We start from the raw sequence: 14,523 nt of genomic DNA, 5'->3' as shown, positions 1-14,523 counted from the left end.
CTAGCCGCCCCGATCAGCCTCCCGCCATCGTCCGAGCGATGTCGGCGGCGGAATCGCCCGCCTTCTTCAGGACCAGCGCCACCAGCGCGAGCGCCCCGAGCGTCAGCACGAGCATGATCGTGGACACTGCGGCGATCTCCGGGCGCAGGCCGCTGCGCAGCGCGCTCAGCACGTACACGGGCCAGGGCGTGGTGCCGGAGACCTGCACGAAGGCGGAGACGATCGTGTTGTCGAGCCCCAGCGTGAACGAGAGCAGGAAGCCCGCGAGGACGGCCGGCATCGCGAGCGGCAGCGTGACCTTCGCGAAGGTGGTGAACGGCTTGGCGTAGAGATCCGCCGACGCCTCCTCGAGCTTGGCGTCGAGGCCCACCAGGCGTGCCCGCACGATGTAGGACACGATCGCGATGGAGAACAGCGACTGGCCGATCACCAGGCGCACGGTGCCGTCGTTGAAGATCGACAACCCCAGATCCTGACCGAGGAACACGACCCAGGGCAGCAGCGCCACCGCGTCCACGATCTCGGGCGTGACCGAGATCAGCAGCAGCAGGCCGAGGAACCACGGCACCCACTTGCCGGGTGTGCGCGCCATCGCGATGCCGGCGAGGGTGCCCAGCGCCGTCGCCAGCACGGCGGCGATGAGGCCGGTGCGCAGCGAGACCAGCACCGCGTCGCGGACGGCCGGCTTGGTGACGATCGCGGCGAACGAGTCGAAGCCGAAGTGGTCCCACGAGATCAGCAGCCGGCCGACATTGAACGAGTAGACGATCACGACGGCGATCGGCAGGAACAGGAAGACGAACACCAGCGTCGCCCACAGCGGCAGCAGCCAGCGGCTGACGTTGCGCGGCGCCTTCGCACGGCGACCGGATCCCGCCCGGGTCGTGGACGGTGACGGATCCGCCTGCTCGGCGGGGCGTTCTGCGACGACGGTCATCGTGCGTCCTCCAGCGTCAGTCGGTAGCTGCGGCGGATGGGGATCGTGACGAGCCAGCCGATCGCCGCTATGACCCCGATCGACAGGGCGATCGTGAGGATGAGCAGCACGGCCATCGCGGATCCGAGCGCCCAGTTCTGCGCGGTCTGGAACTGGCTGGCGACGATCTGACCGACCATGTTGCCCTTCGCGCCGCCCAGGACGGTCGCCGTGATGTAGTCGCCCATGAGCGGGATGTAGACCAGCAGCACCCCGGCGATGATGCCGGGCTGCGCGAGCGGGATCGTCACGCGGAAGAACGTCTGCCAACTGCCGGCCCCGAGGTCCTTGCTCGCCTCGCGCAGCGGTCCGCTGACCCGGTCGAATGCCACGAACAGGGGCAGGATCATGAGCGGCAGATAGTTGTAGACGACGCCGAGCAGCACCGCACCGCGGGTGTTCAGGATCCCCAGGGGCCCCGGGATCACGCCGAGGAACTGCAGCGCGTGCGAGAGCCAGCCCTCGGGCGCCAGGATGATCTGCCAGCCGATCGTGCGCACCAGGAAGTTGGTCCAGAACGGCACCATCACGAGCGCGAGGAACATCCCGCGCCGGCTCGGCGCACACTTGACGGCGATCCAGTACGCGACGGGAGCGCCGATGATCAGGCACAGGGCGGTTCCGGCGATGCCGACCCAGAGCGTGTTCTGAAAGGTCGCGAAGAAGGTGGGCGAGAGGGCCTCGACGTAGCGATCGAAGGACAGCTTGTCGTTCGCGTTGGTCGAGAAGATGCTCGGCTTGTAGCCGAAGCTGTACCAGACCACGACGCCGATCGGGACGACGAAGAAGACGAGCAGCCACACCCAGGCGGGCAGGGCCAGGCCGAAGCGGATCCTGAGCTTACGCACCGGCGGCCGCCTTCGTCGCGTTCCAGATCGCCACGATCCGCTCCTGGGCCTTCGTGAACTTCCCCTCGTGCATCGTGGCGATCTGCTCCTCCGTGAAGAAGACCATGTCGAGGTTCTCCAATCCCGCCTCCTCGGCCCGCTGCTGATTGCCCTCGACGCCGGTGTCGTAGCCGATGTAGTCCATCTGCTTCACCTGCACGTCCGGCGCGATGATGAAGTTGATGAAAGCGTGCGCCGCCTCGGGGTGCGGCGCCCCCTTGGCGATCGACCAGTTGTCCATCCAGATCTCGGTCGCCGGGGCACCCAGCACCCACTGCCAGCGCTCCGGATTCTTCGACGCCGCGATCCCGGTGCGCGCGTCGCCGTTGTACACCTGCACGAGCGCCGCGGTCGCCTGCGGGATGATCTGTCCGCCGGGTGCGGAGTCGAAGGAGATCACATGCGGGGCGATCTCCTTCGTCATGAACGCTTCGCAGTCCGCGAGGTGCTTCTCGTCCGTCGTGTTCCAGTCGATCCCGTGGGACCAGAAGTAGATGCCGCACATGGGCGCCGGGTCATCGAGGAGGGAGGTCTTCCCGGAGGCCTCGTTCTGCGCCGCATCGATGAAGTCGGCCCACCCGGTCAGTTCCCGCTTGATCACGGTCTTGTCGTAGGCGAAGCCCGTCGTGCCCCATGCCTTGCAGATCGAGTACTCGTTCTTCGGATCGAACGTGCGGTGGATGAAGTGGGGGTTCATCGTCTGGAAGTTCGGGATCAGGTCGAGGTTCAGCCGCTCCAGGAGACCGTTCTCGGCCATGGGGAGGATGAACGGACCCGTCGGGACGACGATGTCGTAGCCCGACGTGCCGCGTGCGGCGACCAGCTTCGCGACGAGCTCCTCGTTCGAGTTGAACGCGTCGACGACGATCTTCGGCCCCTTCTTCTTCGTGAAGGCGCTCAGCAGATCCGGATCGTCGTAGTCGCTCCAGGTGTAGATCGAGAGCTTGTCCTCGAGCGGACCGCCGTTCGCCTGGGATGCCGCCGACGCCTTCTGCGGGGCGCAGGCGGTGAACAGCACGGCGCCGGAAGCCGCAAGCGCGGTCGCGAGGAAGCCGCGCCGGGTCAGCTCGGCACCGATCTTGCGTGCGGAGGGAGCGTTCGCGAGCACCCGCACCGGGGGCTGGCCGTGAGCGCCGCCGTGCGCCATTAGGCCGCTTCCTTGGGCAGAGCGATCACGTGGGTGGCCGTCTCGGGGATCCCGTCGCCGGCGAAGATGCGCACGTCGGCGTCGCTCCAGGTGCAGCGCACAGCGTCGCCGACGGCCACCGCCGGCGCGCCGGGAGCGGGGATCCGCACCAGGAAGGTCTGCTCGCGGCCCACGTCCACGGCGACCTGCAGGGTCTCGCCCAGATGCGAGACGCCCAGCACGGTGCCGTCGAGGCCGGGTTCGTCCGCACGTCCCGCAGGAGCGAGCCGCACGAACTCCGGGCGGATCGCGGCGACAGCGGAGGATCCCGGCGCGCTCTGCTCCCCGCCCCAGCGTCCGTACACGGTTCCTGCGAAGGTGTCGACGGCGTCGCCGCCGAGTACCGTCCCGTGCAGGAAGTTCTGCTGGCCGATGAACGATGCCACGTAGGCCGAGGCCGGCTCGGCGTAGATGTCGGCGGGGGCGGCGAGCTGCTCGATCCGCCCCGCACGCATCACCGCGATCCGGTCGCTCATCGACAGCGCTTCCGCCTGATCGTGCGTGACGAACACGAAGGTCGTGCCGAGCCGCGACTGCAGCAGCTTCAGCTCGAGCTGCATCTCCTCGCGCAACTGGCGGTCGAGGGCCGCAAGCGGCTCATCCAGCAGCAGCACGCTGGGACGATTGATCAGGGCACGGGACAGTGCGATGCGCTGCTGCTGCCCGCCACTCAGCTGGGTGGGCTTGCGGTCCGCGAAGCGGCGCAGTTGCACCATGTCGAGGGCCTCGGCCACGCGTTCGCGCTGCTCGGCCTTAGGCACTCCGCGCTGCTGCAGTCCGTAAGCGACGTTCTCCGCCACCGTCATGTGCGGGAACAGCGCGTACGCCTGGAAGACCGTGTTCACCTCCCGCTTGTGCGGGGGAAGGCCGAGGACGCTCCGGCCGCTCAGGCGGATGTCGCCCTCGTCGGGGTGCTCGAAGCCCGCGATCATGCGCAGGGTCGTGGTCTTGCCGCATCCCGAGGGACCGAGAAGGGAGAGGAACTCCCCCGGCCGGATCGACAGCGACAGCCGGTCGACGGCCGTCGCCTCACCGTAGTACTTGGTGACGCCAGAGATCTCGACGCCGCCGGTGGGCGCATCGGTCGTGCTCTGAGCAGGTACGGACATGGGACCGCTCATGGAACCTCCACAGTGAGTTCTTCGCTGCGGAGAGTCTGGCACAGGATCTGCGCTCAGTACAGAGGAAAACGTAGGTTCACTGGATTCCGACGACGATATTCGTTGTCTATTGGATGCCTATCAACGAATATGCGTGTTTCGGTGTCGTTTCGCGCGAGCTACTTCGCCTGGAAGTCGAACGCCTTCAGGAGCTCCTCGATGGCCTGCTCGCGCTGCTCGCCGCCCTCGTCGAACATGTGCGCCACGTGCGTGCGCAGGTGGTTCTCCAGCAGCAGCTTGTTGAGGGATTCGAGAGAGCGCTGGATGGCGCGGGACTGCGTGATGATGTCCATGCAGTACTCCTCGCCCTCGATCATCTTCGCGACGCCGCGGAGCTGCCCCTCGAGGATGCTGGTGCGGTGCAGGGCGCGCTTCTTGATGTCTTCGATCACGAGGTAGAGAGTACCGCCCGCCTCGCGGGTGGGGCTCTGCAAGGATGGGCGCATGGCGCGCGCCCGTGAAGCACTGCTGTCCCCGGCGGATCTGGAGCGCCTGCGCGCCCTACGGCAGATGAAGGCCGTCGCCCTCGCCGCTCTCGGCGTGATGGCGGTCGCGTTCGTCGTGGCCTTCTCGCTGCAGCAGCGCTATCCGTGGCTGGAGTATGTACGCGCGGCAGCGGAGGGCGGCATGGTCGGCGCCCTGGCCGACTGGTTCGCCGTGACAGCCCTGTTCCGCCGCCCGCTCGGACTGCCGATCCCGCACACCGCGATCATCCCCAGCCGCAAGGACGAGATCGGCCGCACGCTCGGCGAGTTCGTCGAGACCAACTTCCTCTCCGCGGAGGTCGTGCGTACGAAACTGTCCGAGACCTCCATCGCCGCGCGACTCGGATCCTGGCTGCGCGTACCCGCACATGCGGAACGGGTTGCGACAGAGGGATCCACCATCGCCTCCGCTGTGCTGCGCGCCCTCAGCGACGACGACGTGCAGAGCGTGATTGCGGAACTCGCGCGCGAGCATCTGGTCGAACCGGAGTGGGGCACGCCGGCGGGGGCCTGGCTGCAGCGCATCGTCGAAGCCGACGCCCATCGCGACGCCGTGGACCTCGCCGTCGACAGCATCGCGACCTGGCTGGATGGCAACGCCGCAGCGTTCCAGGGTCTCCTCTCGCGCCGGCTGCCGGGATGGGTGCCACGGCTGGCCCACCGCTTCGTGGACGAGGCCGCCTACAACGAGGCCGTGCGGTTCGTGCGAGCGGTGCAGGCCGATCCGCGCCATCCCGCCCGACGCGCGCTGGACGGATACCTCGCCCGCCTGGCGAACAACCTGCAGCACGACTCCGCCACGCGGGCGCGCCTGGAGAACGCCAAGGCGGCCCTGTTCGACAGCCCGCGTGTGGGCGCCTTGGCCGCCGAGGCGTGGAACGCGGCGAAGACCGGGCTGCTGTCGGCGCTCGCGGATCCGGAGAGCGGGCTGCGCCGTCGCGCCGCCGTGGCGATCGGCGAGCTCGGCGATCGCCTGGCCACCGAGGACCCGCTGCAGCACCGTGTGGACGGCTGGGTCACGGACGCCGCGGTGTTCCTCGTCGACCGCTACCGGCACGACATCGCCTCGATCATCACCGACACCGTGGAGCGATGGGATCCGGCCGAGACCACGGAGAAGATCGAGCTCATGGTCGGCCGCGATCTGCAGTACATCCGCCTGAACGGCACCGTGGTCGGAGCGCTCGCCGGGCTCGCGATCTTCGCGGTGGCGCACGCCGTCATCCCCGTGTAGCCCCGCTCGCGACGTATAGACCACTCGCCCTGTCTCGGTTCTCAGACACTACGCAGCCCGGCACGGCAGTGCGGATCCCGACGAGTGGCACTCTGGACAGCGGATGCGACCGCGCGTCCGGGAAGGGACTCCTCATGGCACTGTCGCACGATCCCCTCTGGCCCCGTGGAGGCGACTGGCCCGCGTTCGGCACGCACGCCGACGCCGTCCTGCTGGGCGTTCCGACCTGGCGGACCTCGCTCTCGCCGACCGGCGCGCACGCGACGCCCGCCGCGATCCGCGACGCGCTGCGCCGCTACAGCCCGACCCTGATGGGTCCGCCCGTGGTCGATCTCAACGCCGTACTGCAGATCGCCGACGCCGGGGACGTGCACGAGCCGGACGGTGACGAGGGCGTGGCTCGGGCGATCGCGCGCGTGTCCGAGCTGTCCGCGGCATCGCGCCTCGTGATCGCGCTCGGCGGGGACAACTCCCTCACGTACCCTGTCGCGCTCGGATCCGGGTCCACAGGCCTCATCACGATCGATGCGCACTTCGACCTGCGCGACGGGGTGTCCAACGGCTCGCCCGTGCGTCGGCTCGTCGAGGACGCTCCGGACGGATCCGCGATCGATCCGCACCGGATCGTCCAGATCGGGATCGCGGACTTCGCGAACTCCGCCGCCTACGCCCAGCGTGCCGCGGACTGGGGCATCCGCGTGATCACCCTGGACGAGGTGCGCCGCCGCGGGATCGACGACGTCGTGGCCGAGGCGGTGGAGATCGCCGGCGCCGGAGACGCCTCACGCGTGCACCTCGATATCGACGTGGACGCCTGCGACCGCGCAGCGACCCCGGGATGCCCGGCGAGCGTGCCCGGCGGATTCGCGGCCTGGGAGCTGCGGGCCCTGGTGCGGGGCATCGCCTCCGACCCGCGCGTGGTCAGCGCCGACATCGCCGAGGTGGATGCCACCGCCGATGACGAGGATGCGCGCACCGTGCGCCTCGCCGCACTGTGCGTGCTGGAACTGCTGGCCGCGCTGGCCGGCCGAGGCTGATCCGCCGATGACCGACCGTCCCGCACGCGATCCGTTCCTCGATGGCGGTCCCGCCCTGCGCACCGCCCTGGGGTTGCGGTTCCTGCTCGAGCTCGCGCTGCTGGCCGGTGCCGCGGTCGCCGCAGTGCGACTCCTTCCCGGCTGGCCGGGGTGGGTGGGCGCCATCGTGACGATCGTCGTACTGGCGGTCGTCTGGGGCCTGCTGCTGTCTCCCAAGGCGCGCTTCGGCATCCGTCCCGCGGGCCGGGTGCTCCTGGAGACCGCGCTCTTCGGCGCCGTGGGAGCGGCGCTCTGGGCGAGCGGGCTCGGCATCGCCGGGGTCGCGCTCTTCGCCGCGTGGGCGCTGGACAGGATCGCCCTGGCCGTGCTCAACCGCGACTGAGCGCAGCGCGCGCTCAGAGTTCGCGCAGCGCCTCGTCGATCGGCCGGTCTCCCTCGTTGAAGCGGATCGTGCGGCGTATGGTCGCCGGCTCGAGCAGCGTCTGCGCGATGACGTGCGCGACATCGGCGCGGGATACGCTGCCCGAGGCCTCCGATGTGGCGTCGATCCGCCCCGTCGGCTCCTCCAGCGTGAGCCGGCTCGGCGCGAGCACGGTCCACTCCAGTCCGGACGCGCGCAGCGCCTCATCGGCCGCCGCCTTCGCCTCGGCATACGCGAAGAACGAGTCCGTCGCGGGTATGCCGTGCTCGGGCGAGGATCCGAAGTACGACACCATCACGTACCGTGCGACGCCCGCGTCGGCGGCCGCGTCCATGGACCGGACGGCGGCGTCGAGGTCGACGGCCCGGGTGCGCTCCGCCGAGCCGCCGCCGGCTCCGGCCGACCAGACGATGGCGTCGTGCCCGGCGATCAGCGTCGCCATCGCCTCCTTCGACGCCGACTCGACGTCGAAGACCACGGGATCCGCCCCTGTCGCACGCAGGTCGTCGATCTGCGCGGCGTCGCGGATCACCGCGGTCACCTGCTCGCCGCGCGCCGTGAGGAGGGGTTCGAGGAGAAGGGCGACCTTGCCGTGGCCGCCGAAGATCAGGATCCGTGCCATGCGTCCACGCTAAGCCCGAACCAGAGAGAACGGGTCGCTCGATCCGGATCCGCTCAGCGCACGACCAGACGCGGCTCGATCAGCGCGTGCGCCGTGCCCGCCAGAACGTCCCGCGGAGTGACCGTCTCGCCGGTCGGCCCCATGAGCAGTTCCAAGGTCGCGGCTGCGACGTCCTCGGGACGCTGCTCGACGCTCGAGAAGCCGAGCGCCTCCGCGGTCGGCGTGTTGTCGAACCCGATCACCGGCACCCGTGCGGACCTGCCGGTCTCCGCGAGGAGCGCGCCGATCGCGAGGGAGTCACTCGCACAGACCACGGCGTCCACGTCCGCGCTCGCGGCGGCCACGACGGCTCGCGCCAGAGCGACGTCCTCCTCGCTCGTCCAGCGCGGCCCCACGGCCCCGGCCGCGGCCATCGCCTCACGCCAGCCGCGCTCCCGATCGTCGCCGGTGCCCGACCCCGTCGGCCAGCCGAGGAACGCGACCCTCGGGCCGAAGCCGAGGGCGTGCTCGGTCGCCGCCCGCGTGCCCGCGGCGCCGTCGACGTCGACCCAGAGATGCTCGGGCGCGGCGAGGTCGTCCTCGCCCCAGGGGCGGCCGAACGCGACGAAGGGCAGCCGCGCTTCACCGAGCCAGCGCGTGCGCGGGTCGCCGTGGAAGGTGCCGGTGATGATGGCGGCGTCGATCTCGGAGCCCTCCCAGAGTTCGGCGAGGCGAGCGATCTCATCGTCCGCGGTCCGGGCGGCGTAGACGAGCATGCGCATGCCGCGCTCGCTGGCGCGCTCGGTGAGGGCGTGCACGAAACGGTCCAGGACTACGCCGGAGACGCCACCGACGTAGGGATCCAGGTGGATGCCGATCGTGGAGCTGCGGCGGGTGCGCAGCTGCCGGGCCGCCGCATGCCGGCGATAGCCCAGCTCGACGATCGCCTGCTGCACGCGCTCGCGCGTGGCGGGCTTCACGATCGCCGGGGTGTTCAGCACGTTCGACACCGTCTGCCGCGACACCCCGGCGCGCTCCGCCACATCCTCGACGGTCGGCGTCCTGGCCATGTCTCTCCCTCCCCGGATTCTTCACGGGATCCGGGACCACCTTCCCACCTTGACACCCTGCGCCCCTGCCGCCTAGCGTATTCGACACAGAGTTTGATCGTTCAAATTCTTGGGACGGCCTCCGTCGTCGCCGAGAAGCACACATCATCACGGATGCTCATCAAGGGAGAAGAGACATGACACGGCACAGCACGCGCGCCGCGATCGGGGCCGGAGCCCTCGTCCTCGCCGGCGCGATCGCACTCACCGGCTGCGGTTCGGGATTCTCCGGCGGCGACGCCGGCAGCAGCACCGGATCCTCGAAGCTCACATCGTCCGACAAGCCGCTGAACATCCTCATCGGATCCTCCGGCGACGCGGAGACCAAGGCCGTGAACGACGCCGTGTCCGCGTGGTCGAAGACCTCGGGCGTCAAGGCCACCGTGACCGCGGCGAGCGACCTGAACCAGCAGCTGTCACAGGGCTTCGCGTCCGGCTCCCCTGCCGACGTCTTCTACCAGTCCACCGACGCCCTGGCCGGATACGCCTCGAACGGATCCCTGCTCGCGTACGGCGATCTGCTCAAGAACAAGGACGACTTCTACCCGAGCCTGCTGAAGTCGTTCACCTACGACGGCCAGCTGTACTGCGCACCAAAGGACTTCTCGACGCTGCAGCTCGTGATCAACACCGACATGTGGACGAAGGCCGGCCTCACGGATGCCGACGTCCCCAAGACCTGGGATGAGCTCGCTGCCGTCTCGAAGAAGCTCACCGCCGACGGCCATGTCGGCCTGTCGATGAGCGGTGAGTACGCGCGCGTCGGCGCCTTCATGGTCGCCGCCGGCGGAGGGCTGATGAACGCCGACTCCACCAAGGCCACCGCCGACGCCGAGGGCAACGTGAAGGCGCTCGACTACCTCAAGGGCCTGCTCGGCGACGGCTCGATGAAGTTCGCCGCCGACCTCGGATCCGGCTGGGGCGGCGAGGCGTTCGGCACCCAGAAGGCCGCGATGGTCGTGGAGGGCAACTGGATCACCGGTGCGATGACGAACGATTACCCCACCGTGAAGTACAAGGCGGTCGAGCTGCCCGCAGGCCCCGACGGCAAGAAGGGCACGCTGCAGTTCACGAACTGCTGGGGCATCTCGGCCGACAGCAAGAACCAGAAGGCCGCCCTCGACCTCGTCGAGCACCTGACCAGCGCGGACAGCCAGCTCGCGTTCTCGAAGGCCTTCGGCCCGATGCCGTCGATCGCCTCCGCCGCAGATGCGTGGAAGAAGGACAATGCCGCTCTCGTGCCGTTCCTGAACGGGGCGGACTACGCCCAGGGCGTGCCGACCGCCAAGGGCGCCAGCGACGTCGTGACCGACTTCAACGGCAAGCTCGGATCGCTCGCGACGGGCGACCCGAAGGCGATCCTCGACGCCACGCAGAAGAACCTGGAAGCCCTGACCAAGTAATCATGGCCTCCTCCACCGTGCGGTCTCACCGTCCCGCGTCCCACCCTGGACTGCGGCGCGGTGAGACCGCATCGGGGTGGCTGTTCACCGCCCCGATGCTGATCCTGCTCGGCCTGTTCCTGGTCGTGCCCGTGCTCATGGCGCTCTGGGTGAGCGTGAGCGACTGGGGCGGGCGCGGCTCGCCCTTCTCCGGCGGCGTCTCGTTCGTGGGTCTGAAGAACTACGCCGCCCTGCTGCTCGGCGGCGGCCTCGCCGAGGCCGACTTCGGCATGAGCCTGAAGAACAACGCCTGGTACGTGATCCTCGTGGTGCCGTGCCAGACCGCGCTGAGCCTCTTCCTCGCCGTGCTCGTCAACCGGCAGATCCTCAAGGGCCGCGGGTTCTTCCGCACCGCGTTCTACTTCCCGTCGGTGACGAGTTCCGTCGCGATCACGGTCCTTTTCCTGTTCCTGTTCTCCACCACGGGGGCCGTGAACGCCGCGCTCGGCTGGCTCGGGATCAACGGACCGAACTGGCTCAACGACCCATCCGGGATCCTGCATTTCGGCGCCTCGTCCGGCCCTGCGGCCTTGACGGAGAACCACTTCCTCGGCGTCTCCTACTGGGACTGGATCGGCGGCCCCAGCGTCGCGATGTGCGTCTACATCATCATGGCGATCTTCACCACGAGCGGAACCTTCATGCTGCTGTTCCTCGCCGCACTGCAGAACATCTCCGGCGAGGTGCAGGAGGCGGCAATGATGGATGGCGCGAACGGATGGCAGCGGTTCTGGCGGGTCACGCTCCCGCAGCTGCGGCCCACGCTGTTCACCGTCCTCACGCTCGGACTCATCGGCTGCTGGCAGATCTTCGACCAGATCTACACCGGCACCCGCGGCCAGCCGGCGAAGACGACGATCACGCCCGCATACCAGTCGTACCAGTCGTCGTTCATCAACCAGGAATGGGGCCAGGGCGCCGCGATCGCGTTCATCCTGTTCGTGATCATCATCGTCTTCACGCTCGTGCAGCGCTGGGCGCTGCGCGAGCGAACCGTGTCCCGTCGCCGCAACCGGCCGTACGTGGAGGCCGCGCAACGCGCCGCCGCACGCGCCGCCGCCGACCGAGCACCCGCCACGAGTGAAGGAGCACCGCGATGACCGCCACCGCTCCCGCCCCGTTCGTCGCTCGGCGCAGGCGCTGGGGCACCGTGCGGATCGCCTCCACTTCGGTCCTGTACGCGCTGCTCATCGCCCTCGCGCTCGTCTACATCTACCCTTTCCTCATCCAGGTCGCGACGAGCTTCAAGACAGACCCGGACGCGGCGACGAACCCGCTCGCGATCGTGCCGCAGACGTTCACGACCGAGGCCTACACGCAGTTGTTCCTGCGCAGCGACTTCCCCACGTGGTTCAAGAACTCCGTGATCGTCACGATCGTGGTCACGGCGGGCCGGGTCTTCTTCAACTCGCTCGCGGGCTACGCGCTCGCCCGGCTCCGCTTCCGCGGGCGCAACGCCGTGTTCGCCGGACTCGTCGCCGTCATGAGCGTGCCGACCGTGGTGCTGCTGATCCCGAAGTTCCTCGTGATCAACACGCTCGGCATGTACGACTCCTACGCAGGCATGATCCTGCCGCTCCTCGTGGACGCTGCCGGGGTCTTCATCATGAAGAACTTCTTCGAGTCGATCCCGGCCTCGGTCGAGGAGCAGGCGCGGATCGACGGTGCGGGCACCTTCCGGGTGTTCTGGTCGGTCGTGCTGCCGATGGCACGACCCGCACTGATCACGATCGTGATCCTTTCGTTCCAGGGATCCTGGAACGAGCTGGCCCACTTCATCGTGTCGACGCAGTCCCCCGAGCTCACCACCCTCACCAAGGGCGTGGCGCAACTCGCCAACGGACAGCTCAGTCAGGGTCGGCAGTATCCGCTCAAGCTCGCGGCGGCGATCATCATGACGATCCCCGTGGCCGTGATGTTCTTCATGTTCCAGAAGCGCATCATGAACTCCAGTGACGGGGCGGTGAAGGAGTGACCGCCCGCTCCCCCACGATGCTCGCGTCGTGCGGAGGCCCGGCTCTGCCCTCTCCTCCCCTCCGCTGAACCCGCCCTCATCAACGTCCGGCCACCGCACACCCGCACACCCGCCCGCCCCTCACGAAGGAGCCACATGACCGACACCCCGCTGCAGCCCCTCCTGAACGACGCCGTCATCGCACTCCAGGCGCCGACTCAGGTGTGGTCGGACGAGACCGGGGACATGGGCTCCGCGCCCATCCACGGTGTCTATCACGGCGACGTCCGGCATGTGCGGTCGCTGACGGTCGCGGTCGACGGCACCGCGATCGAAGCGATCGCGTCGTCCTCTCCGTCCCCGCAGCGCGCCGTGTTCACGAGCGTGCTGCGCGGCCTCGACGACGACCAGCCCGACCCCAAGGTGCGCCTCGAACGCACCCGCACGGTGCGCCCCGGCGGCGTCTCGGAGGAGATCCGGATCTCCTCGCACCGCGAGATTCCGGTACCGGTCGACGTCACCGTGCGCCTCGTGCCCGACTTCGAGCCCCTGCAGCGCGTCAAGGCGGGCCTCGCCGACGCCGGTGCATGGCGCTGGGACGGCGAGCGCGCATCCTCGGGCACCGGGTCGTTCGCCCTGACCGCGCCGGACGCGACGATCACGGCCGAGGAAGCCCTCGTGATCCGTTGGACCGCCGTGCTGCCGCCGCGCGCGGCGGTGGGCTTCTCCTTCGACCTGGCGCTCGAGGATCCGACGCTTGTCGTCACCTCGCCAGGCACCCCCGCCTATCCTGCCGTGCCCGAGACCCGGGATCCGCGGCTGCGGCGCTGGCTGCACCGTGCTGCCGGCGACCTCTCCGCACTGCGCCTGGCCCTGCCCGCCCATCCGGACGACGCCTTCTACGCCGCCGGGGCGCCGTGGTTCTTCACCCTGTTCGGCCGCGACTCGATCTGGGCTGCGCGGCTCGCGCTCCGCCAGGATCCGGCGATCGCCGCCTCGACGCTGCGGGTGCTCGCCCGCCTGCAGGGCACGAAGAAGGATCCGGCCACGGCCGAGGCGCCAGGGAAGATCCCGCACGAGCTGCGCAGCGGTGCGCTGTCGCTGCCGAGCGAGGGCGTGCACCTCCCCCCGCTGTACTACGGCACAGTCGATGCCACCCCGCTCTGGGTGTGTCTGCTCGCCGACGCTCGCGATGCGGGCATGCCCGAGGCGGAGGTGCGCGAGCTGCTGCCGAATCTGCGAGCGGCGCTGGCCTGGATGATCGACCACGGCGACGCGAGCGGATCCGGGTTCATCGACTACGTCGACGAGACCGGGCACGGCCTCGCGAACCAGGGCTGGAAGGACTCCGGCGACTCGATCCAGTGGCGCGACGGGCGCCTCGCCGAGGGTCCCATCGCTCTCAGCGAGGTGCAGGCGTACGCCTACGAGGCGGCGGTGCGCGGCGCCGGCCTGCTCGATGCGCTCGGCGAGGACGGCGGGAACGCACTGCGCGCCTGGGCGGTGGATCTCCGCACCCGGTTCCGCACCGCGTTCTGGGTGACCACGCCCGAGGGCCGCTATCCCGCGATCGCTCTGGACGCCCACGGCGCCGCGGTCGATTCGCTCACGAGCAACATCGGGCACCTGATCGGCACCGGCCTGCTGGATCCCGACGAGGAGCGCGCCTGCGCGGCGCTGCTGCTCGGCGACTCGATGTCGAGCGGGTTCGGGATCCGCACGATGTCGTCGGGGGCGGCGGGATTCTGGCCGTTGAGCTACCACGGCGGCAGCGTCTGGGCGCACGACACCGCGATCGCCGTGCACGGATTGCTGCGAGCGGGTCTGCGGGCCGAGGCCGCCGACATCGCGCAGCAGCTCGTGGACGCCGCCGAGGGGTTCGGCTACCGGATGCCCGAATTGCATGCAGGAGACGCCCGTGTGCTCGGCGTCACCCCCGTGCCGTACCCGGCATCCTGCCGTCCGCAGGCATGGTCCGCCGCAGCGGCCGCCGTGTGCGCGGACGTGTTGGGCTGAGTCCTACGGGGAGGA

14 protein-coding genes are annotated in these 14,523 nt (G+C 69.4%); 7 read left to right on the top strand and 7 right to left on the bottom strand.

Annotation, left to right across the window (positions count from 1 at the left end; genetic code table 11):
• Window positions 1–13: 13 nt before the first annotated feature.
• The 5 genes from AC1DMN_RS01680 to AC1DMN_RS01660 all read right to left on the bottom strand — a co-directional run bounded on the left by AC1DMN_RS01680 (window position 14) and on the right by AC1DMN_RS01660 (window position 4,601).
• The gene (locus AC1DMN_RS01680) at window positions 14–937 is read right to left on the bottom strand and encodes an ABC transporter permease (RefSeq protein ID WP_233311385.1); all 924 of its coding nucleotides are present in this window, start codon (window positions 935–937) and stop codon (window positions 14–16) included.
• Window positions 934–1,824 carry an ABC transporter permease gene (locus AC1DMN_RS01675; RefSeq protein ID WP_477229488.1) on the bottom strand — a complete coding sequence of 297 codons (891 nt, stop codon included), beginning with the start codon at window positions 1,822–1,824 and terminating at the stop codon, window positions 934–936. Before AC1DMN_RS01675 ends, AC1DMN_RS01680 begins: the two co-directional genes overlap by 4 nt.
• Window positions 1,817–3,010, bottom strand: a complete 1,194-nt coding sequence (locus tag AC1DMN_RS01670) for an extracellular solute-binding protein (protein ID WP_477229489.1) — start codon at window positions 3,008–3,010, stop codon at window positions 1,817–1,819. Before AC1DMN_RS01670 ends, AC1DMN_RS01675 begins: the two co-directional genes overlap by 8 nt.
• The gene (locus tag AC1DMN_RS01665) at window positions 3,010–4,170 is read right to left on the bottom strand and encodes an ABC transporter ATP-binding protein (protein ID WP_477383866.1); all 1,161 of its coding nucleotides are present in this window, start codon (window positions 4,168–4,170) and stop codon (window positions 3,010–3,012) included. The genes AC1DMN_RS01670 and AC1DMN_RS01665 overlap by 1 nt, the downstream gene beginning before the upstream one ends.
• 158 nt (window positions 4,171–4,328) lie before the next feature.
• Window positions 4,329–4,601 carry a metal-sensitive transcriptional regulator gene (locus tag AC1DMN_RS01660; RefSeq protein ID WP_440733666.1) on the bottom strand — a complete coding sequence of 91 codons (273 nt, stop codon included), beginning with the start codon at window positions 4,599–4,601 and terminating at the stop codon, window positions 4,329–4,331.
• A 52-nt stretch (window positions 4,602–4,653) separates the two neighbouring features.
• Here AC1DMN_RS01660 and AC1DMN_RS01655 point away from each other — a divergent pair, with 52 nt between their 5' ends.
• The 3 genes from AC1DMN_RS01655 (at window position 4,654) to AC1DMN_RS01645 (ending at window position 7,347) form a co-directional block, all read left to right on the top strand.
• On the top strand, window positions 4,654–5,928 hold the full coding sequence (locus AC1DMN_RS01655) for a DUF445 domain-containing protein (RefSeq protein WP_440733667.1): 1,275 nt from the start codon (window positions 4,654–4,656) through the stop codon (window positions 5,926–5,928).
• Between the two features lie 134 nt (window positions 5,929–6,062).
• Complete coding sequence (locus tag AC1DMN_RS01650) at window positions 6,063–6,965, top strand: agmatinase family protein (protein ID WP_441976382.1); 903 nt, start codon at window positions 6,063–6,065, stop codon at window positions 6,963–6,965.
• Between the two features lie 7 nt (window positions 6,966–6,972).
• The gene (locus AC1DMN_RS01645) at window positions 6,973–7,347 is read left to right on the top strand and encodes a YrdB family protein (RefSeq protein WP_441976383.1); all 375 of its coding nucleotides are present in this window, start codon (window positions 6,973–6,975) and stop codon (window positions 7,345–7,347) included.
• A 13-nt stretch (window positions 7,348–7,360) separates the two neighbouring features.
• On the opposite strand, the gene AC1DMN_RS01640 is transcribed toward AC1DMN_RS01645, so the two are convergent.
• The gene (locus AC1DMN_RS01640; RefSeq protein ID WP_477229491.1) at window positions 7,361–8,008 is read right to left on the bottom strand and encodes an SDR family oxidoreductase; all 648 of its coding nucleotides are present in this window, start codon (window positions 8,006–8,008) and stop codon (window positions 7,361–7,363) included.
• Window positions 8,009–8,061: 53 nt separating this feature from the next.
• Window positions 8,062–9,057 (bottom strand): LacI family DNA-binding transcriptional regulator, encoded by a 996-nt coding sequence (locus tag AC1DMN_RS01635; protein WP_441976384.1) that lies wholly within the window; start codon window positions 9,055–9,057, stop codon window positions 8,062–8,064.
• A 176-nt stretch (window positions 9,058–9,233) separates the two neighbouring features.
• Between AC1DMN_RS01635 and AC1DMN_RS01630 the strand changes: the two genes are divergently transcribed.
• The 4 genes from AC1DMN_RS01630 to AC1DMN_RS01615 all read left to right on the top strand — a co-directional run bounded on the left by AC1DMN_RS01630 (window position 9,234) and on the right by AC1DMN_RS01615 (window position 14,508).
• Entirely contained in the window at window positions 9,234–10,499 is a 1,266-nt protein-coding gene (locus AC1DMN_RS01630) for a sugar ABC transporter substrate-binding protein (RefSeq protein ID WP_440733673.1), read from the top strand.
• A 2-nt stretch (window positions 10,500–10,501) separates the two neighbouring features.
• The gene (locus AC1DMN_RS01625) at window positions 10,502–11,638 is read left to right on the top strand and encodes a carbohydrate ABC transporter permease (RefSeq protein ID WP_477229492.1); all 1,137 of its coding nucleotides are present in this window, start codon (window positions 10,502–10,504) and stop codon (window positions 11,636–11,638) included.
• Complete coding sequence (locus AC1DMN_RS01620; RefSeq protein WP_477229493.1) at window positions 11,635–12,513, top strand: carbohydrate ABC transporter permease; 879 nt, start codon at window positions 11,635–11,637, stop codon at window positions 12,511–12,513. Before AC1DMN_RS01625 ends, AC1DMN_RS01620 begins: the two co-directional genes overlap by 4 nt.
• 135 nt (window positions 12,514–12,648) lie before the next feature.
• Window positions 12,649–14,508, top strand: a complete 1,860-nt coding sequence (locus AC1DMN_RS01615; protein WP_477229494.1) for a glycogen debranching N-terminal domain-containing protein — start codon at window positions 12,649–12,651, stop codon at window positions 14,506–14,508.
• The last annotated feature ends 15 nt before the right edge of the window (window positions 14,509–14,523 follow it).

Source organism: Microbacterium sp. 01T413_2 (assembly GCF_056398985.1).
The sequence above is the reverse complement of the archived record's forward strand: the minus strand, read 5'-3'. Positions and strand labels throughout refer to the sequence as shown.

Coding starts and splice junctions, on each gene's coding strand:
- AC1DMN_RS01670 (WP_477229489.1), bottom strand. CDS start 3,010: ATGGCGCACGGCGGCGCTCACGGCCAGCCCCCGGTGCGGGTGCTCGCG.
- AC1DMN_RS01615 (WP_477229494.1), top strand. CDS start 12,649: ATGACCGACACCCCGCTGCAGCCCCTCCTGAACGACGCCGTCATCGCA.
- AC1DMN_RS01665 (WP_477383866.1), bottom strand. CDS start 4,170: ATGAGCGGTCCCATGTCCGTACCTGCTCAGAGCACGACCGATGCGCCC.
- AC1DMN_RS01650 (WP_441976382.1), top strand. CDS start 6,063: ATGGCACTGTCGCACGATCCCCTCTGGCCCCGTGGAGGCGACTGGCCC.
- AC1DMN_RS01640 (WP_477229491.1), bottom strand. CDS start 8,008: ATGGCACGGATCCTGATCTTCGGCGGCCACGGCAAGGTCGCCCTTCTC.
- AC1DMN_RS01645 (WP_441976383.1), top strand. CDS start 6,973: ATGACCGACCGTCCCGCACGCGATCCGTTCCTCGATGGCGGTCCCGCC.
- AC1DMN_RS01620 (WP_477229493.1), top strand. CDS start 11,635: ATGACCGCCACCGCTCCCGCCCCGTTCGTCGCTCGGCGCAGGCGCTGG.
- AC1DMN_RS01635 (WP_441976384.1), bottom strand. CDS start 9,057: ATGGCCAGGACGCCGACCGTCGAGGATGTGGCGGAGCGCGCCGGGGTG.
- AC1DMN_RS01630 (WP_440733673.1), top strand. CDS start 9,234: ATGACACGGCACAGCACGCGCGCCGCGATCGGGGCCGGAGCCCTCGTC.
- AC1DMN_RS01680 (WP_233311385.1), bottom strand. CDS start 937: ATGACCGTCGTCGCAGAACGCCCCGCCGAGCAGGCGGATCCGTCACCG.
- AC1DMN_RS01655 (WP_440733667.1), top strand. CDS start 4,654: ATGGCGCGCGCCCGTGAAGCACTGCTGTCCCCGGCGGATCTGGAGCGC.
- AC1DMN_RS01625 (WP_477229492.1), top strand. CDS start 10,502: ATGGCCTCCTCCACCGTGCGGTCTCACCGTCCCGCGTCCCACCCTGGA.